Below are 20872 nucleotides of genomic sequence, written 5' to 3' on the forward strand. Positions count from 1 at the left end.
CAAATCATACACAATCAAGTTCTGTCGCCATATATATTTCATAATGTCAATATTTTTTAGAAAAAAATAATTTTTACTAATTGGCACGATTTTTGTCAACTAATCCCACAAGATTTTCAATTGATCCTTCAATTGGCTCTAAAGGAAAGTTGTAGTTATCCTCATATTTCAAAAATGAGTTAGGGAAAACATTTTGCAGAACGCCACTCCAAAGATGATCATCTACTCTTAGCAAGACAGGTACATACATCTTCTTTTTGCCCTCAACGAGAGCTTCGTTTAAAGCATCCATAATTGGCTGGCTGCTAGACATCGGTGGAAAGTATGTACATTCACAGTTGAGGAACTTTGTAAAAGCTTTGGCTAGAGGGGGCATGCTACCCGAATTTTTTGAGGACATTATCCAATCTCCTTGGTTGCTTTAAGCGGCACCTTAATGTGCATATTATTGGAATGTTCACCTAATTATTGAAAAAACAAGATGCATTAAACTGTTAATTAGCACTAACTCACTCGGCATAAACCATTGGATTTAGTAGCTTTGTGCCGCAATTTAGTTGTTCCAAAAATGAGATGAAACTTTCATTATACAGCATCCATTTTGAGTTTAGTCGATATGGTGTGTTCAGCTCATAGCATAGCTGTGCTGTCTTATAGCTTTGCCTTTAAGGATGGGCATTAGATATAGGTTTGTGGTTTGCCTGATGGTAAAAAGGATACTCAGCCTAATCCCACCAGAGGTACCAAAATGTTGACTTGCTTAGGGTATCAGCCAATTGGCCTATGCAATCAAAGTTTTGGTCGCAATCTGGGCAGAAGCCATATAGCTCTACTGCTGTTTTAACGGCATCTTCTGCATTTAGCGGTTGTTCTAATGTAAACTCCAGTTCGTCATGACTTAGAGCGGCTGGGGTTGCTCCATACTTTTCAAACCAGTACTTGCAAAGAGCCATTAAAACTTTAGTGTCTGGGCACTCATTCCAGTTGCCAAAAGGCAAATAAGCAAATACTTCATAAGGGTGCTTTACTGGTATTTTCGCAAGTATTACTTCCCTTGTTTCCTTTCCACTATAGTACATTAACGATGAAAAGGTATCAGCTTCATAGCCATCAGCTACCTTGCCAATTACCTCCTCATCCCACTCAACCTCATCTTCTGCTGCATCCTCCATACGAGAGGAAATCAGGTCTGCAAGCAACTCTTTTGGGTCAGGAAGGTTTTCTTTGAGCATAGCGGAGCGATAAGCTAAGACCTTTTCTTTATCAAAACCATAATTATCAGAGCCGTCATTATCAGGGTCTGAATTAAGTATCAAGCATTCCCATAAGGTTTCATCCACTACTACCAACATAGGAACATAGCCTTTAGCTTTAGCATCACTACAGGCGTTTTCATAAGCTTTGATTATAGGGCCATCCTCTTTCATTGGAGCAAAATACTCACAAGGACAGTCTAAATAGTCAATAAAAGCTTGGGCTAATGGGCTTATAGTATGTTGAGTATTCATGACATTCCCCTATCTTATTTGGCTAATGAACTATGGTGCTGCAATGTAAACAGCACAGCTGAGCGTAGCAGAGCACTGCGCTGCACTGCTACGAACTACATTGCGTAGCACTTAAGAGCATAGAATCACTGTGTAAAGCAGATTTTGTTTGTATAGGTAGCAGCGGAGTGCACCTATAATGTTGTTTTAAAGCCCCCACTACTCTGGGCTTTTTGGTGCTTATATCATAAATGTAAGCTCAAACTTTCACTGACAGGCTGATTGGCTGCCTGAGACATTCAGGTATCATGTTAGTGGTTTAATTATCAGCTTAAGCATAAGCTGGTTGAGCTCATAAGTGTTTAAGCGGCATTACTTTTAGAGTAGTGAAAGCCATTGATTATTGGTATTCTTGATACCTGATACTTGCTACTCGTTAAATGATATAGTCCTCTAGGTTTTCCTTATCGCTTAGATAAGTAATGAACTCGCTAAGGGATGAGGCTATTTTCATAAGGCCAGAGCGTAAAATTTCCTCTGGGCTTTCTTCCCAATCGCCGTAATTGTACTCATAGAAGGCATCTTTGCCATACTCCATGGCATCTCCCATCTCAAGAGCCATGTAATAATACTTTGATTCAATCACATACACTGAATATTCACCAGTGGCAGATGTCTTTCTGCGCTTTAAACAAAAGATGTTTCTTTCGTAAGGGTCGGTGCCTAAAGGAATGTAGCCTAATTGCACCAATAAGCGATACCTTGAACAATTCCTTAAATTAGCAGGATCTGAAATGCTGTTGAAGCCAAGGAAATGTCCCATACTATGATGGCAAGAAAGTAAGTATTGCTTATAAGGTGGAGGTAGCTTAATTTTGTTAACTTTCTCGATTTTGGCAAGAAATTCACTATCATAAGTACAAGGGATAAACTTCCAAAGCTCTTTGCCGTCTTTAACTTCGTTCATAGGCTTGTCTTTAGGATCGCCACTTCTATAAGTGAAATCATCGTCAAAGGTTTCAGCAAGGGTTTGATAAAGTTTTTCTAAGGCCTTTCGGTAATCAAAATTGGCATTCACAGATTTTTTAATGGGCATTGTATGTTCCTTCTTATACCAGATAGTTTCATGCTTACCACACTACTTTATAGTTAAGTTAGTGTCAAACCATTAATACTTAAGTTCTGATTCAACTCAATAAGTTTATGCCTTGGGGTTGCGCTTCTACTTTGTTTATATAGTTTGCAAACAAAAAGACACATACAAGCACATGGGCACTGTGGACAATCTTAAGGTAATTTAGGTACTTTTATCCAGCACTAATTAATGGCTCCGAGAGTTAACTATGTGCTTGGCTAAGGAATGATTACCTTTTTACCTTTTGGGGTTGCAACCATTTTTAGTTTCAAGATAAAACATAAGAGCTTGCCATTAAGTTATGCTGCTATATCAGCCCCATTGATTATGACTTTATAGCCTGTAAGCTGCTGTTTGGAGAATGCTGTGCAATATGGGGTTGTCTAGAGAGACTTATTAGCATAGTTGTGCTTGTGTTTGTGTTTGTGTTTGGCGGTATGCAATATGAAGGTTGATATCTTTGTAAATACAGATGGCCCTATTTTGTGTATTTAGTTAATAAGAAAATCTTAATATTGAAGTTGGTTGATAATACTTTTTGAGAAATTGCAAAAGATTTTTATCTAGTTTGTGATTTTGCTCAAATACCGCATTGCAATTAGCAAGCTGCATGTCTTAAAATTGTACGATCCACCATGATATTGATCTTTAGTTAAGATTGGTGCGTAATTCACTATCAATCTGCGTGTGGCATCAGATTGAATGAGTTAATCAAATAATCTTTATTAGTTGTTGAACAATGATCTTAAGGGAACCCCACCTTAAGAGTTAGGGCATCCTAAGGCTTTTTTATGATTTCCAAGACTAGAACAGAAAGACGAGCTTCCTTAATCTCACTCCCTTTAATGGTAAAGCCATGGCTTTTGGTTTTACCATCTCTAGTTCTCTTTCCTATTCATGATGCTCATGCCAATCATATGAACACTTCCAATCACTGGATCAAAGACTATCTTGACTTTGCACAGAATAAAGGCATGTTTAAACGTGGAGCAACTAACTTAGTTTTAATGCGTAAGGATGGAACAGAGTTAGTCTTACCTAATGTTCCATTTCCTGATTTTAGTGTAGTTACCAATCAGGGCTCAGCTACCTCTATTGGAGGAGCTTATATGGTAACTGCTACTCATAATAAAAAGTATGGTCCTTGGCATGCATCTGTAGGCACTCCTGCGTTTGGAAAAACCACTTATCAAACATTAGACTCAAGTCCAAATGACTATGTTCATGCAGGACAAGACTTTTCTGTTGTACGTTTAAACAAATTCGTGGTTGAAACCACAGGTGTGCCAAGAGGTATTGATACAACTCTAACTGAAAAAGAGTTTATTGACCGCTATGGCGTTGAGTATAACGGAAAAAAGCAGGTTGTTGCTTACCGTGCAGGCTCTGGTGTACTAAACGTATCATGGGGCGATGGTAGAATTAACTATAAAGATATTTCATATAAACCTGAGTTATTGAGTGGTTCACTTTTTACCTATTATTTCAACTACAAAACCAATTTAATTAGTTTTAAGCAATTAACTTCTTTTGTCAATGAAACAACTACAGGTGACAGTGGATCAGGTATTTTAGTTTGGGATAATCAGAATAAAGAATGGGTTATAGCTGGAGCTCTAAATGGTATTGCATGGGGCTCAAGCTCAGGTACATTTTTCCAATATGCCACATGGAACCAAAAGGCTGTTGATACTTTAAAAGATCGCTTTACCCATAAGATTGCCCTTGATAGAGGTTCTTTAACCTTTGACGGTACAAACAAAAATCAATACCAAATCAATCAAGGCCCTAGTGAGCAATTTGCAGACCGTAAAGACCTGTCATTTACTGGTGGCGGTACTATCACTTTGAACCAAAACCTAAATTTAGGTGTTGGCGGCCTGATTTTTGATGAGAACAAGACTTATACTGTAAATGGCGACTATACTTTTACTGATAAAGATAACCATGTAATTAAAGATAAATACTCCTTTAAGGGAGCGGGCGTTGATATTGGTAAGGGCACTACCGTTAATTGGAATATCAAAGGTGTTGCTAATGACGACCTTCATAAGATTGGTGAAGGCACCTTAGATGTTAAGGTTGCTCAAGGCAATAAGCTCAAAGTTGGTAATGGCACAGTTATCTTAAGAGATGCTAAAACCTTTGAAAACATCTATATGGCTAATGGTAAAGCAACCATTAAGCTAGAGCACGCTGATGCGCTTAATAAAGATGAGAAGATGACGGGCATCTACTTTGCTCGTTATGGTGGTACTTTAGATCTCAATGGATACTCTCAAACTTTTAAACGTATTGGTGCCTCCGATGAGGGCGCAATTATTACTAATAGTAATAATAAAATAGCAGATGTGAACTTTGCTGTGCCTTGGAAGTACGCCTACCACGGTCAATTTACTGGCAATTTAAATGTTAACCACAAGTATGACTCTGAGGCTGATAGTGCTACAAAGCATAAGGATCGCCATCTTATTTTAGATGGTGGTATGTCGATTTCTGGTGAGGTGTCAGTTAAAAACTCCAAGATGACTATGCAGGGTCTACCTGTTGGCCACTCTACTTTCGGCGAGGCCAAATGTGGCAACCCACCTGTTTTCCCATGTTATAGAGACTATGTTGCTGATATTAAAAATAAAGAAAATGCGGTAAACAATAAATATGGCACTCATTATAAGTCCGTTAATGAGAAAAACTCTTTTGACCAGCCAGATTGGGAGACTCGTACCTATAAGTTTAAGAACCTCAATGTAGAAAACTCTGAGGTGGCTGTTGGTCGTAATACTCATCTTTACACTGACATTAATGCCAAAAATTCTTCTATAACTTTCGGCGGTAACACCACTATCTATCGTGACGGCTACGCTGGCGACAACGTTACTGGTTTTGACTTTAGACAAGATCTTAAAGAGGGTAAGTCAGATCAAAATGGCACCATCTATTATGAAGGCCATATTGACGCTGAAAAGTCTAATATTACCAGCAGTATTCCTGTAATGGCTGCTAGCTTTGACCTTAAAGATGGTTCTAAGTTTGAGAGTACTGACAAGAATAGCATAACTCGTATTCTTGATAAGGGTATTAAGGTTGAAGATAAGTCTACCTTAGTGCTTGGCAACATCGTTGTTCAAGACACCAACCAGCCTATTACTATTACTAAGTCAGATGACTCAGTCGTTTCTGTTGAGAATGTTGAAGCTCGTGGTGCTGCTATTCAGCTGCCTGGTGATGTAGTCAATGGCAAGCTTATCGCTTATAAAGATGGCTCTATCACTGTTGATAAATGGGTGCTTAACAATAGTAATTTAGCTACTACTGATAATGGTATTATTAATATTGCTAATTTAGAGACTTATGGTCAGCAAGTTGCCGATGCTAATATTTCCATTAGTGAACATCTTTATATGGGCGATATTAACCCTAGGAGCAATCATAATGGCTCATCTGAGTGGATTGGTCTTAGTGTTAATACCTTAACCTTGCAGCAAAATGCTGAGGTAAAAGCTCAGATTTCTAACGATTATATGTCTCTTAGAAACCTTGAGTTTAATAAGGATCATACTCTGGTTAAGGCTTTAACCTTGAATGATTATCGTAAAAACAAAGATATTATCTTTGATTTACAAGGTAATGATGTAAATGTAATTAGTCAGATTAAGGATAATACTATTCTATTCTCTTTTACTACTGACACCCCACATCCTAACCCTGACGATCAATCAAAGCCTAACCCAGATAATGGCCCTGGTGCAGGCTCTGGTTCGGGCTCTAAACCATTACCAGATGCTCTTAATACCCCAGTAGGTCAGGCATTCTTAACAAGCGGACTACATCCTAATGGTAAGGATATTCTTATTTCCGTTTTAGACCATAACTATCAAGGAGGTTTAGCTTATCAGGAAGTAGCTATCAAAGATGCTCTTTCTATGGATAATATTGAGGCAGGTGTACAGGCATTAAACAACATTGTGATTCGTACAGAGTCAATGTACGACAAAACTGCCAAGGTAATTCGTAATGAGACCATGGTTAAGCCAATCAAAAATGTAGTTGATGCACGTTTAGCAGCTTTACGTCGTTCTATACGTCGTCAGGTTAACTACTATCAACCTGTTGCCTCTGTAGTTCATTCCCCTATTTTCTCAAAAAGCCAAAAAGAGTCTTTTTTAAATCAAAGTCTCTATGTTGATGTGGGTGTTGGCTACGAGAAAGACGACGGACTTAAAGAACATGTAATAAGCTCTAACTTAGGTTATGACCGAGTATTACGCATTGATAATAAACGCATGGTATTAGGCGGTACATTTAGCGTTACTAAGCTTGACCGTGATGACAATGGTGCTAAAGACGATGCCATTATGCATTCTCTTACTGGCTATTTATCATTAGAGCAAAAAGAAGGCTTTGAGCTCCAAAGTTACTTAACTGCTGGCTATATGACCAATGAGCGCACCTTTATGCCTGAGATTTCCATTGGTGAGCAAAAGTTTGATGAAGATAGCTGGTTGCTTATGAGCAGTAATTACTTTAAGTACCACTTCCGCGAGGGCCAGTTCAGTATCAAACCTATGATTATTGCAGATTTAGGTTGGACTAGAACCTCTAGCAGTGAGTCAGATTATTTAAAGCGTGACTCCTTAACCGATATTACCCTGGATTTGGGCTTAGGCTTAGAGGTTGAGGGCTCTCAAGATAGTATTGGCTACCTATTCCAAGTAACTGCTACCAGAAATGTTTGGAGCAGCGCTGATGAGATTGGTATTAATCTTAAAAATGCTGACGGCTATATCTCTTATGGTCTAGGCAAGCGAGATGATATTAGATTTGCAGGTAATATGATGATTACCAAGCACTTTACGCATGGTATTACTATGGACTTAGGTACTGGTGTATCAGCTACCGATAAAGGTGCTTTAGGTGTGAATGCTAATGCCCGCTTACGCAGGTCATTCTAAGTAATAGCTAAAACTCACAAATCAAAAAAGGCTTAAGCTTACCGCTTAGGCCTTTTTAGTCTTGACCAAACGAAGAAAATCTACCCACCCTAATTACCCTGCCGCATAAAGGCTTATGTGCGGTAATGTACCTTTCAGCGAATAGTTTCTTTAAAGTACTTGAAGGCCTTTATCTTAATTAGATAGCTAAATGCATCATTACAATCTGCTATTAGTTTATTAGGGATAAATATGCAAGCATCTTAGAAGTTTTTATCAGTAAAATAAGAATTTTTCTAATATTTTGAGCGCAACACCTTAACCTATTCATACGTATTGGTTAAAATGCCATAATAAGGTGCAAATTGCACTACATAAGGAACAGCTACCAAGCCTATGCACTTTTAACTGACCATTGCATAATGTTGAAATTTATTTTCTTGGTTGCTGTTTTTTTATGTTCTCTGGTTACCAACTTTACAGACTCGCAAGACAATTTGCTCATAAGAAGCTTACTTGGTAATAATTTGCTTTATTAATTTTATCAAGAACTCCCTCACATGTATTTTTTTATGGGCTGAGACTATAACAAACTTGTTCTTTGGGTATGCTTGTAGTTCACTAACGAAATTGTCTCTGCTGTGTCTTAATCTTATTAGGCAAAAAAGTGGCTAATAATAAACAACGAAAGATTGAAGCTTCACATAGAGCTTTCTCTATTAAGCCTTGGCTACTAGTATTACCAAGCTTAGCTGTTGCATATATTGATAATGCATATGCTCTGCATATGAATGTCACTAATCACTGGATTAAAGACTATCTTGACTATGGCCAAAACAAAGGCATATTTGAGCGTGGTGCTACTGGTCTTGAGTTAGTTCGTAAAGATGGCTCTGTACTCCCTCTTCCTAATGTGCCATTCCCTGACTTTAGTGTGGTAACAAATTTAGGCTCTGCTACCTCTATTGGTGGAGCTTATATGATTACAGCTACCCACAATAAGAAGTATGGCCCATGGCACGACTCAGTTGCCAAGCCTTCTTTTGGTAAAACTACTTATCAAACTCTCGACTCAAAGCCTGAGGATCATGTCGAGTCTGGTAAAGACTTTTCCGTTGTTCGCCTAAATAAATTTGTTGTTGAAACTACTGGCGTGCCTCATGGTATAGACACAAGTCTAACCGAGCAACAGTTTATTGATCGTTATGGAGTTATTTATGATGGCAGAAAGCAAGTAGTTGCCTATCGTGCTGGCTCTGGCGTGCTAAACGTAACGTACAATGATGGTCGTATCAATTATATTGATGTTTCTTATAAGCCTGAGCTGTTAGGAGGCTCTCTTTTTACCTACTTAAGAGGCTATAAGTCTAACCTTATTGGCTTTAAGAATTTCACTTCTTTTGTCAATGAACTAACTACAGGTGATAGTGGCTCAGGACTGTTAGTTTGGGATAATCAGAATGAAGAATGGGTGCTTGCTGGTGCCTTAAACGGCAGTGCCTCTGGCAGCGTTAGCGGTTTTTTCTTCCAATACGCTACTTGGGATCAAAATGCTGTAAATACACTAAAAGATAGGTTTACTCACAAAATTGCCTTAAATAAAGGAAGCTTAACTTTTGATCCCCAAGATACCTATCAGTACACCATTGATGGAGGATTAGCAACCAAATATGCCGACAGAAAAGATCTATCCTTTACTGGCGGTGGTGAAATTAATCTTAGCAGAAATCTTCACTTAGGCATTGGAGGTCTTATCTTTGACTCTGGTACTTCATACACAGTCAATGGAAATACTTACTCCTATAAAGGTGCTGGTGTTGACATTGGTAAAGACACTACCGTTTACTGGAATATCAAAGGTGATGGCAGTGATGATCTGCATAAGATTGGTGAAGGAACTTTAGACGTAAAAATTGCTCAAGGCAATAAGCTTAAAGTCGGCAATGGTACAGTATTGCTACGAGCTGAAAAGACCTTCGAAAATATTTATATGGCTAATGGTAAAGCCACTGTTAAGCTTGAGCATGCCGATGCACTTAACAAAGGTGAGAAAATGACGGGCATTTACTTTGCTCGTTATGGTGGCACCTTAGACCTTAATGGCTACTCACAGACCTTTCAGCGTATTGGAGCATCTGATGATGGTGCTATTATTACCAACACAGCAGCTCAAACAGCTAATATTAATTTTGCTTTACCTAAATGGGCCTATGCCTATCATGGACAATTTAAAGGCAATGTTAATGTCAACCATAAGTTTACCGATGAAGTTAGTAACGACACCAAGCATAAAGAACGTCATCTTATCTTTGATGGCGGCATGGAGATTTTAGGTGATGTTGCTGTAGAAAATGCCAAGCTGACCATGCAAGGTCTGCCTGTAACTCATGCTACTTTTGGTCAATCAAAATGTGGCAACCCGCCTGTATTCCCTTGTAGAAGAGATTATGTAGCAGATTTTTATAACAAAGAGTTAGGCGCAAACAATAAGAACAACTCAATTTATAAATCACAAAACCAAAAGAACTCTTTTGACCAACCTGATTGGAAACATCGTACTTATAGATTATCTCGTTTGGCTTTAGATAAAGCAGTCTTTGGCTTAGGTCGTGAAAGCTCACTTTACACCAACATTGATGCTAAGAACTCTACCGTTACTTTTGGTGGTGATACCATTATCTACCGAGATGATAATGCAGGTGATAATGTTACTGGTTTTGACTTCCAACAGAAGTTAAATGAAGGCAAGTCTAATCTAAATGACACTATCTATTTTGAAGGTGATATTAAAGCTTCTCAATCAACATTTACCAGTCATATTCCTGTAATGGCTGCCAGCTTTGAGCTTAATGACAACTCTAAGTTTACAGCTGTAGATAAGAGCAGCGTGACCCGTATTTTAGATAAAGGTATCAAAGTTAATGGCAAGTCATCTTTAGAGCTTGGTAATATCGTTGTACAGAACACCAATCAGCCTGTTAGCATTACTAAGAGCTCTGACTCAACTGTTTCTGTTGAAAATGTTGAGGTAAAAGCTGCATCTTTACAACTACCTGGTGAAGTAGTAAATGGCCACCTTAAAGCTTATCAAGATGGCAATATCTACACTGATACATGGAAGCTAAAGGATGGCAATTTAATTTCAGAAGGCAATGGCAAGATTCATCTCCAAACTTTAGAGTCAGCTGGTCAACAAGTAGCTGATGCCAACATCACTATTAGTGATAAGCTCGCTATGAGCGACCTTAATCCTAATGAGGCAGGATTAAACAATGGAGAATGGATTGGTCTTAATGTTGGTAAAACTTTGACCTTAGAGAGTGATGCAGAAGTATCAGCTTCACTTTCTAATGACTATTTATCCTTAAAGAACATCCGCTTTAATAGCCAGCATACACTTGTTAAGGCTCTAACTTTAGATGACCAACGCAAGAACAAAGAAATCATCATAAGCTTACAAGGTAACGCCGTTGATGTAACCACAGAAATTAAGGATAACACCATCCTATTTTCTTTTGGATCAAAGCCAGAAAATGGCCCAGGACTAGGGGGGGGGGAGAATAATAACCCAGTTGATGAACTCCTAAATACTCCTGTGGGCAATGCTTTTTTAGATCAAAATAAAATACCTAATGCAAAAGACCTCTTAGTTTCTATTTTGCAACACAATAGTAAAGGTGGCTTAACCTTCCAAGAGGTTGCTATCGAAGATGCCTTATCAATGTCAGATACTCAAGCAGGCGTAGAGGCATTAAACAACATCATTTTCCGTACAAACAAGATGTTTGACCAAGCTGCCCGAACTATCAAAAAGGAAAGCTTTTTACGTCCTATCCATAATATTCTTGACTCTAGATTAGCCGTTTTACGTCGTTCTGCACGCACAAGCATCAATGCCTATCAGCCTGTAGCTTCCTTAACATACGATAAAGACACAGGTAAGAAACAGTTTGAAAAGTTCTTACACCAGAGCTTATACGCTGATGTTGCTGTAGGTTATGAGCAAGATGGCAATATGAAAGAAAATGTTGTCTCTACCTCTGTAGGCTATGACAATATATGGCGCATTGATAATAGTCGCTTAGTTTTAGGTGGTGCATTTAGCATGACTAAGCTTCATCGCAATGAAGATGATGCTAAAGACGAAGCCATGATGTATTCACTTACTGGCTACCTATCTTTTGAACAAAAAGAAGGTCTGGAACTCCAAAGCTATCTGACTGCTGGTTACCTCAATAATGATCGCAGTTTTACTCCAGAAATCTTTCTTGGAGAGCAAAAGTTTGACGAGGACAGCTGGTTATTAATGAGCTCCAATTACTTTAAGTACCACTTCCGCAAAGGCCCTATTAGCATTAGACCAATGATCTTAATGGATATTGGTTTTACCCATACCTCAAGTAGTGAATCAGACTACTTAAAACGTGATGCCATAAATGATGCATCCTTAGATCTGGGCATGGGCATAGAGTTTGAGGGTACAAAAGATGATATGAGCTACCTATTCCAATTTACAGCTAAGCGCAATGTGCTAAGCTCTGCTGATAAAGTTGGCTTAAACTTAAGAAATGCAGCGGGCTATATTTCATATGCTTTAGAAGATCGAGATGATGTGACTTTCTCAGGCAACCTTATGATAAGCAAGCGCTTGAAACATGATGTAACTGTAGATGTGGGCGCTGGAATGTCAGCTAGTACTGGTGGTGCTGTAGGAGTGAATGCCAACGCTCGAGTACGCTGGCTCTTTTAAGCAGTAAATTAAACTCATAATAAAGGCCTAAACAATGTTTTAGGCCTTTTTTAATTGCTTTATTGGAATAAGTGAACACCCAATTTACAACACCTTACACCCTACTACCTAAACAAATAAGGTATTGCTCGATGGTATTTAGTACAAACTTTCTTAAATTTTTGAAATTTAACATATTAAGTGATAAATCTGATAAATATCACGCTTATTGCAAATAATATGTTATATATCGAAATTTTTCATAAAGATAGAAAAAGAAGCAGTTGAGTAGCCTGCAAACATGGTTAACCATGGATTATTGAATGCAGCTATTGGTTTCACCTAACTATTCCTAAACTGAAATTCACTAGTATCATTCGTGGCTGTTGCTTTGGCCTAAAGCCAGACCTGAGCAAAAGCGATTGGCCTATTATAGATCTTAATCAATGGCTTTTGTCTATGGTTCTGAGGTTAAATTGCATAAAACGACTATAACACTACCCCATCATAGATAAGAGGCCTCTCCCCTATTGCAGTCCACATCATTAAGTTTGCTGCTTTGTTTGACTATGTAGTCGCTCAAGATAGAAACAATGCCACCGTCCGCTTAGTACTATTGAAAGATCTTTCATTAAAACCAGCAGTGATCTAAGGAATAAGAAGTCTCTGCAAAAACTGAACAATCCTGGCAAATGTATCCACTTACCGAGCTTATGACTTAATGCAATTAACCATTATCACTAAGATCACATAATCTTAGCGATCGACTATTCCATAAACTTTGAAAAGAACATTATTGCCTGTAATTTCCCTAGACCTATAGCTTAAGTCCAGGTTAGGTTAGGTTAGATGCTTTTGTCCCTATCTTAGTCAATCATCAGTTTCATAAAAACTCTGGATGGCTACATTTCATGGCATGGACACGTTAAATGCTTATATGAATATATCAACAACACTAAATACCTGTAAGAAGAGAAAGCACCTTTTAAGCACTTATCGAACCGATCTATTTAACCCAAACCGCTTTAGTTGCCTCAGCAGTTTGCGTATTAAGCTTAATCTTCTCTATTCAAAATCCTAAAATGCCAGAAGTATTTCTTGTTTCTGGGTTTCCTATAGATTGGCTTATCCATTTCCCTACTCTGTTCGTGTTTAGACCTTTAAAGGCGCTTTTGTGCAAAAGACAAATTCCTTGTAGTTTTATAAACAATCTCTTAAAATTAAAAAATAGTACATCACTGTACTATCTGTCAAATATGTTAAATATGTAGTATTAATCTTTTATTGTTTGAGCTTCGTGGCACTTAACAGATTAAATGCTTTTTATATTCATATCTCTTTGCTATCTTTGTAGTATGCGGCCCAAGGTATAGCACCCTCGTGGCTATTGCTTATTTTGCTCTCACATGTGCGCAATGGCTTACTATTTTTAGGCTCGTCATTTAGCACTCGTAAGGAGATTGTATTGTATGGCAATCATTCAAAGGACTTTGCTCCCAGTCATAAATGAGCATAATCCAAGACAATTATTGGCCATTTATGGCCCTCATTACTGTGGCAAAAGCTCTTTAGTTAAGCAAATCTTACAAGAACAAAGTTCCTGTGTCTCCTTAGATGGTGATGACAGCAGCGATATTATGTATTTGCTAACTATTTCAGAAAAATCAGCTGTTGAGTTTTTGCAAGATAAGACCTCCCTTTTTATTAAGAATGCCCATAAGGTTCCTAAAATTAGGCATTTACTAAAGGTCTTGGCTCAAGCCAATAATAGTTTTAAAGAAAAACGCACCATCGTTGTAACCAGCGCCATCGATTTAAAGCTCAATCATGATGAGAACAACCTTTTAGCCTTTAACATTGAGCGCATGCTTGATATTGATGAACATGACCTGCTTTTCAGAGAGGTTAACCTATGGCCGTTTACTCTCAATGAATTGCTTGCAGATTGCCCTCCAGAGAGCTATAAGCAGATTGTTGATCAATGCTTAGTGAAAGGCCTAACCCCTCAGGTAGTTGAAAACTACGAAAACAACTCTCCTGACTTTAGCGAGCAAATCCGACTTGAAGTAAAGGACAAGATTGACTTACTACTCCATGATATCCACTTATTAGCTCCACAGCTAAGTATTGGCAAGTTCAATGAGCTTTTGTTAATTCTCGCCCAAAAGCTAGGTAAACAGCTTGATTTAAATGAGTTAGCTCAAACCATGGGGTTGGGCAGAACCTTGATTGAGGAGTACATTGCTGTCCTTGACCGCTGTTTAGCTGTAAAACTTTGCAAATCTATTCATCTTTCTGTTAAAGGTGAGCTTAGTGATGGGGTTAAGGTTTATTTTACGGATATAGCAATTCGTAATTACCTTATTGATGATTTTAGCCCTATTGAAGAGCGTAACGAGCAAGAACAGCATGCTCTGTTCGAGAATCTCTTCTATATGGAGCGCTATAAAATGCATTGCCTCAACAGAAGCAATATTTCAATATGCTATTGGCGCTTATCCAGCAGCTTTGCTGCCAAAGAGCAAACTAATTACATTGATTTTGTTGAACTTGGTAATGGCATGAGAGCTTATCAGTGTGGCTACCATGATGCTGTTTGTAAGCACTTTGATCGCAATGGTATCTTTGTCAGAAGCTATCATAATTGCTCTTTGCATAGGGTAACAATGGAGAACTTGCTAGAGAAAATTCACTAGTTGCCCTATATCATTTGACTCAACCATTTTTGGTTCATAAGATACAAAAGTGCGTTTCCTTCAATGGCGCACTTTTGTTTTATGTTAAAAGCGCCCGCCCCAATAGCCTCTATCAGTATCTTAATGGTGTTAGCCTTAAGAGAATGAAACTCTGTAAGAATTAATTATTCAATCACACTGATGGTGACTGTTTCTTGTCCACTGTTAGCTATTGCGTCTAGCAGCTCCTCGCTAAGCTTTCCAAATCGATATAAACTTTGCGATGTTCTAAAGTCCTTAGTAAACACAGCAATGTTTCCCCAAGGAACGTAATAAGTAAAGTCTCCCCTAACAGGATTACATGAGACGCTAGCTGGTATATCAAGCTTATCTTCAAGATATGCAATTCGCTCATGAGAACCATAGTCCTCAAAAGTAAGGGTTAGAGGAAGCGCAGCTATTAATTTAGCATTATTGCTATTTTCATCTATCTCTACTTGATAATTACAATTTGCAAAAGCAAAGTTTAACTTATGTGCCATAGCTTCTCCTGATGTTAATGATAATGATGCAAGCGCAGCCATAATAAACAGTTTCGATTTTCTTACCATCTTAATGCTCTTCAAACTAACTTAAGGAACAACGTCTTAAGCTGCCTAAATTGTTTAACCATGTATAGTGTTGCAACGAGGTGATTAAATTTATGATGAGGTAGATGTGTTCAGTCCCAACGGTCTTTCTAAGATAACTTGGTTGAAAAACGCATATATGATTTACCTCTCGTTGAATGGGCTAATGTTTTTACAAATCTAGGCGAACAATTACGTGGTTGATGTCTAAAATAATAGAGCTATGATTAGCTTATGAAAATGATTAAAAGTCCAAAATAATTGCTTATTCCTATCAAATCTCGCCTTACTTTCTTAAAACCTTACTCAAGGCTTAAATACCAAATAGTCTTTACGTTGCGGCACTTACATTAGCTTTAGCCTTAGCCCCATCCTCAACCTCAGCCTTTGCCTTTGCCTTAAAGTCATAGCTATTTCCTTTATCACCACAAACGAATACCTTTAAGAAAAGGTACCAATAGGATGATTAACAATGAACCTTTCTATTACGCTATGCCACTTTTGACTAGGTATCATTAACAAAGCCTACTTCTAAATAATAAGTGCGCACTTTTCTTGTCTCATCCATGAGACCTACTTAATCTTGGACTAAATTTCTTGCTAAAGCATAAGTGCCATTTTAGGTGGCTTAACAAGCTACTCTCTTACCATGACTTGTTCTAGTTGCCGTCGCACCTCAAACATAAGTAAGCTTCTTATAGGCTGTACCCATTGCCGTTGACTAAGCTCAGTTTTGAGGAGATTAGCAAGTTTCTCTATTAAGCTTAAAACCTAATCTATACTCATCTTTACTTGTAGAGCCATTACCTTTGTCAGAAGTTTTTTCATCTTTGAGGATTACCTTCTAGAGATAATCTACTTTTGCTAATTAACAATGAGCTTTTTGTGCCTAACATGCTACCTCAGCTATTGATTATCTTTTCCTAAAAAATGTTCCTTATTAAGGAGCCATATTACTTACTAGTGAATGATTTCAATTGTAGATAGATTAACTCTTAGTTCTCTCACCCTGCACTGTTCCAGTTGCCAAAGCCCCTCTTACACAACCAGCTTCTTATAGAGCCCTACTCATTGCTGTTGACTAAGCGCCATATAAAGGTAAATACCAAGTTTACCTATTAAGCTTATGAACGACTATTGTCTATGCTTGCAAAGCAGATCTATTGCCTTTATCATCAGCAGCTTTCAATGAGTAAATTCCCTTTTAGGTAGATTAACCATGGGTTCTCTTACATTGACCCATTCCATTTGCCTACCCACCTCTATCTAAAGTTGCTTCTTATAAGGATGTATTTATTGCCATCGCCTGAGCTGAGTTTTGAAATCATAAACCAGCTTCCCTATTAATCTTATGAGCAGCTTTTCTCTAAGCTTTCCTTGCAGGAGCTATTATCTTTCTTGGCTTATAAGATTACCTTTAGGTGCAGTGAGGGTTTACCTTTAAGGAATGAGTGCCATTTTATGTAGGTTAACAAAGAGCTCTATTACCATGAACTATTCCAGTATCCTAAGCACCTCTAACACCTTCAGCTTTTTATAGGGCTGTGTTGGTTGCTATTATCTGAGCTTAGTGTTGAAATCATTAACCAGCTTCCCCACTTAGCATATTAGAGACTCTTGTCTTAGCTTTTTACGTAGAGCACTTAACTTTCTTGTGTGTATTTTCAGCGTAGAAGCTTACTTTTAGATGCAAGTCCTTATTTAGAGGGTACCAACTAGCTTTTCTAGTTTATCGTGTTGCAATTGACCAACTTTTACTAAACAATGCACCCTCTTAATGGATTTAATTCATTGCTAAAGACTGCATACCATTTTATGCAAATTAAAAGTGAGTTCTTATACCTTGCGCTGTTCCAGCCGCCTAAGCAGCTATAATGCCATCAACTTCTTATAGAGTTGTCTTTGTTGCCTTTGACTAAGTGAACTCTAGCGATACTAAACATGTTTCCCTATTAAGCTTATGAGCTTCTCTATTATCAGATTCACTTATAGAGCCATTGCCTTTCTCAAGAGTTTTATATACTTAGAGGATAGTCCTTATAAGCAAATACCCTTTTTCAGATTAACAAAAAGATTTTTGTGCCTTACGTACTACAACAGCAATTGACTAACTTTTCCTAAACAATATGCCCTCTTAACTAGCTTTATTACTTAATAATGAAGGAGTGCCATTTTAGGTAGATTAACAAAGAGCTCTCTTGTCATGAACTATTCCAGCTGACTATGCTGACTAAGCACCTCTAACGCCAGCTTCTTATAGGTCTTTATTTATTTATTGCCATCGCCTGAGTTTAGTTTTGAAATCATTAACCAACATCCCCAGTAATCTTATGAGTCGCTTTCTCTAAGCTTTACTTGCAGGAGCTATTATCATTCTTGGCTTATAAGATTACCTTTAGGTGCATGTTTACCTCTAGGGAATGAGTGCCATTTTAGGTAGATTAACAAAGAGCTCTTTTACCATGAACTAATCCCGCTGCCCCTGCTGACTAAGCACCTCTAACGCCAGTTTCTTATAGGTTTTTATTTATTTATTGCCATCGCTTGAGTTTAGTTTTGAAATCATTAACCAGCTTCCCTATGAATCTTATAAGCCACTTTCTCTAAGATTTACTTGCAGGAGCTATTATCTTTCTTGGCTTATAAGATTACCTTTAGGTGCATGTTTACCTCTAGGGAATGAGTGGTATTTCAGGTATATTAACAATAAGCTCTATTCTCCTGAGTTGTTTCAGTTGTCAAAGCATTTCTAACAAAACCACCTTCTTATTGAAGAGTTCATTATTAAGCTTACTTATGAGAGACTATAGTCTTAGCTTTTCACATAGCCCCATTACCTTTATTGTTTGTTTTATCAGCTTATAAGATAGCCATTAATAGCCATTAGATGCAACCATTTATTGATATTGTACCAACAGGCTTTTTGAGTCTATTATCGTGTTGTAATTGACAAACCTATGCTAAACAATATTTCTGATTCATGGATTTCATTTCTAGCTAACTAATGAGTGCTCTTATTCATGGATTAACACTGAGTTCTCTTAACATTAGCTATTCTTGTTGCCTACACTATTCTATCGCCCGCCCAGCTTATCTTTCACGTGTGTAATGTCTTAAACATTAAATAAGGCCCAATACGACTCATTTAAAAGCATTGTTTGCTTTGAGATATATTGCGATACCTTAGTGGCATCTTATGCTCTTAAATCGACGCTATAGAGGTTTATTGGCGATGTTAATCATATGGAAGCTGTATTCACAGTTTTTGACTGAATGGACTAAGTATTATTAAGTAAGCAGACTTCTTATTGGAATTTATTAACTACCTCAGACTGAGCTAACTTTCAGCCTGAATAATAAGGTTCTTCTGTATACCTAATAGCAGCACTAGCCTTGGCTTTGGCTTTATCAGTTAGACCATTTCTAATCTTAGCTGGTATTAGCTGTTAGCTGTAAGTAGCGCATTTGGGATGCATGCATCTGTAGGCTGACTAACAACGCTGTCCGTTAAATATATTTAGGATAAAGCTCCATTATGATTTGCCTCAAGAACTACCAGCTTTATTAGCTTCTGTGGGCTTCTGTTGACTGGGCATTTTACGAAGATAAATTCTTATTGGATTTCTATTGAATAATAGGATTGCCTTTCTTTCAATTGAAGGCACATAGTTTTAGGATTGCTTCTTAGGACAGACATAAGTTAGACCTACAACGACTGGCTACACTATAAACCAATGAGAGCAAAAGAGAATTATGGGCCTATAAGTATGTACGTATGCCCTTATTCTAAGTAGGTTAATGCCTGAACAGATAGATTAAGTGAAAGTCTCTTATAATCCTAATCGCCCGCCCCTATTCTCTCTCTTATGCAAATAGCTTAAATATTAAATAAGCTCCAGATTTAGAAGTTTGGGGTACCTAATCGGGATCTTGTGCTCTTAAATCGTCTCTATAGAGGTTTGTTTGCCAGGTTAAGCACAAGGATGCTGTATTCACAGTTTTTGATTGAAAAGACTTAGTATTATTAATCAAGCAGACTTCTTATCGGACTTTATTGACTGCATAGGAACGTGCGAGCTTTCAATCTGACTAATAAGGTTCTCCTTTATTCCTAAGAGCAGCGCTTGCCTTGGCCATGGCTTTCTCAGATAGCCATTTTTCATCTTAGCTGGTATTAGCTGATAGCTGTAAGTAGCTCATTTAGGATGCATGCATCCGTAGGCTGATTAACAATGCTTTCCCTTAAAGTCATTCTGGTGATAAGGGCTTATATGGTCTTGATTTTACCTAAACGGCCATTTCCTTTAACTGAGTTTTTCAATTGCATAAGTACGCCTAGCCAACCAAGCTTCTTATTGGAGTTTATTTCTTACTGCCATTAGGTGTTAGCTGTTTGCACATAAAAGACTACCTTTAGGTAGGAAAGCTAAAGTAAGCTGATTAAGTGTAAAGTGCCGCAATTAGCTTAAGATTGCTAAACAATACCGCATCTTATTGGAGTTTATTTCTTTATATGGAGCGAGTAGCATTATCTGGTAGCCTTCGCTGAATCCTATAGTACCTGACAGCGGCTCATGCCTTTGCTTTACTAGACTTTATTAGTGCAACCATTTCCTTTTCCTGAGTTGATTAATAAGGCACGTTATTATCCTTCTTAGCAGCATTTGACTAGTCTCTCCAAGCTTAGTCGCTACTTTTATACGCCCTAAAGGTTGCCTTTAGAGTTGCCTTTAGAATAAAGCACCTCCCTGTATGTTTCTTATATGCAGCAAGAACCATTACTTCATTAGCTGATGCAGTGTCCAAAACACTCCTACCTAAGATAGCTTCTTATCTGTGTATATTCATTTATTTCGCAAAAAGTAAACTCACCTATGAAGCTACAGCCAAAGCTCTAATAGCCAAAAAGCGCTAAGATGCTTAATAGCTGCTTACTCATTTGCTTTTCACACATGACCATTTCTTTTCTCCTATAGAAGGAGTGCACATAAAAGTAAGAGTAAGAGCATTCGCTTTTTAGTGTATTTGCCATGAGCAGTACTAGCCTAATATGTACCTGTTGGCTAAGCACTAGTGAAGATACCTTCTTTATAGAAGTCGTCGTTTCGTGTGTTTAATTACGTAGGATTTCCATCTGATTAACAATTAGGTTAACAAAGCTCCCTTTTATTATTATTCAACGCCACTACAGCCTTTGCTTTTCAACCGCTACTCTTTCTTAGCTAGAAACAGTGCACTTAAGCGATTGTAAGCGAGTGAATGCTTAAGGATGCTTGTTAACTAAAA

7 protein-coding genes are annotated in these 20872 nt (G+C 37.8%); 3 read left to right on the top strand and 4 right to left on the bottom strand.

Annotated elements, in window-relative coordinates:
- Positions 1-76: 76 nt before the first annotated feature.
- The 3 genes from MXE38_RS06415 to MXE38_RS06425 all read right to left on the bottom strand — a co-directional run bounded on the left by MXE38_RS06415 (position 77) and on the right by MXE38_RS06425 (position 2583).
- Entirely contained in the window at positions 77-313 is a 237-nt protein-coding gene (locus tag MXE38_RS06415) for a hypothetical protein (protein ID WP_246913310.1), read from the bottom strand.
- 412 nt (positions 314-725) lie between these two features.
- Positions 726-1508, bottom strand: coding sequence for a DUF4253 domain-containing protein (locus MXE38_RS06420; protein ID WP_246913312.1), 783 nt, complete (start codon positions 1506-1508; stop codon positions 726-728).
- A 415-nt stretch (positions 1509-1923) separates the two neighbouring features.
- The gene (locus tag MXE38_RS06425; RefSeq protein ID WP_246913314.1) at positions 1924-2583 is read right to left on the bottom strand and encodes an SMI1/KNR4 family protein; all 660 of its coding nucleotides are present in this window, start codon (positions 2581-2583) and stop codon (positions 1924-1926) included.
- A gap of 830 nt (positions 2584-3413) precedes the next feature.
- Here MXE38_RS06425 and MXE38_RS06430 point away from each other — a divergent pair.
- The 3 genes from MXE38_RS06430 to MXE38_RS06440 all read left to right on the top strand — a co-directional run bounded on the left by MXE38_RS06430 (position 3414) and on the right by MXE38_RS06440 (position 14978).
- Positions 3414-7574, top strand: coding sequence for a S6 family peptidase (locus tag MXE38_RS06430; protein ID WP_246913316.1), 4161 nt, complete (start codon positions 3414-3416; stop codon positions 7572-7574).
- A gap of 646 nt (positions 7575-8220) precedes the next feature.
- Positions 8221-12303, top strand: coding sequence for a S6 family peptidase (locus MXE38_RS06435; RefSeq protein ID WP_246913318.1), 4083 nt, complete (start codon positions 8221-8223; stop codon positions 12301-12303).
- A gap of 1448 nt (positions 12304-13751) precedes the next feature.
- Positions 13752-14978, top strand: coding sequence for an AAA family ATPase (locus tag MXE38_RS06440; RefSeq protein WP_246913319.1), 1227 nt, complete (start codon positions 13752-13754; stop codon positions 14976-14978).
- Between the two features lie 164 nt (positions 14979-15142).
- Here MXE38_RS06440 and MXE38_RS06445 read toward each other — a convergent pair whose 3' ends face one another.
- Positions 15143-15568 (bottom strand): cyclophilin-like fold protein, encoded by a 426-nt coding sequence (locus tag MXE38_RS06445; RefSeq protein WP_246913320.1) that lies wholly within the window; start codon positions 15566-15568, stop codon positions 15143-15145.
- Positions 15569-20872: the final 5304 nt, after the last annotated feature.

Source organism: Anaerobiospirillum sp. NML120448, assembly GCF_023050945.1.
Classification (GTDB): domain Bacteria; phylum Pseudomonadota; class Gammaproteobacteria; order Enterobacterales; family Succinivibrionaceae; genus Anaerobiospirillum.

What these genes read in the sequence shown, in the direction of transcription:
- MXE38_RS06415 (WP_246913310.1), bottom strand. Translation starts at nt 313, where the DNA reads ATGTCTAGCAGCCAGCCAATTATGGATGCTTTAAACGAAGCTCTCGTT.
- MXE38_RS06420 (WP_246913312.1), bottom strand. Translation starts at nt 1,508, where the DNA reads ATGAATACTCAACATACTATAAGCCCATTAGCCCAAGCTTTTATTGAC.
- MXE38_RS06425 (WP_246913314.1), bottom strand. Translation starts at nt 2,583, where the DNA reads ATGCCCATTAAAAAATCTGTGAATGCCAATTTTGATTACCGAAAGGCC.
- MXE38_RS06430 (WP_246913316.1), top strand. Translation starts at nt 3,414, where the DNA reads ATGATTTCCAAGACTAGAACAGAAAGACGAGCTTCCTTAATCTCACTC.
- MXE38_RS06440 (WP_246913319.1), top strand. Translation starts at nt 13,752, where the DNA reads ATGGCAATCATTCAAAGGACTTTGCTCCCAGTCATAAATGAGCATAAT.
- MXE38_RS06445 (WP_246913320.1), bottom strand. Translation starts at nt 15,568, where the DNA reads ATGGTAAGAAAATCGAAACTGTTTATTATGGCTGCGCTTGCATCATTA.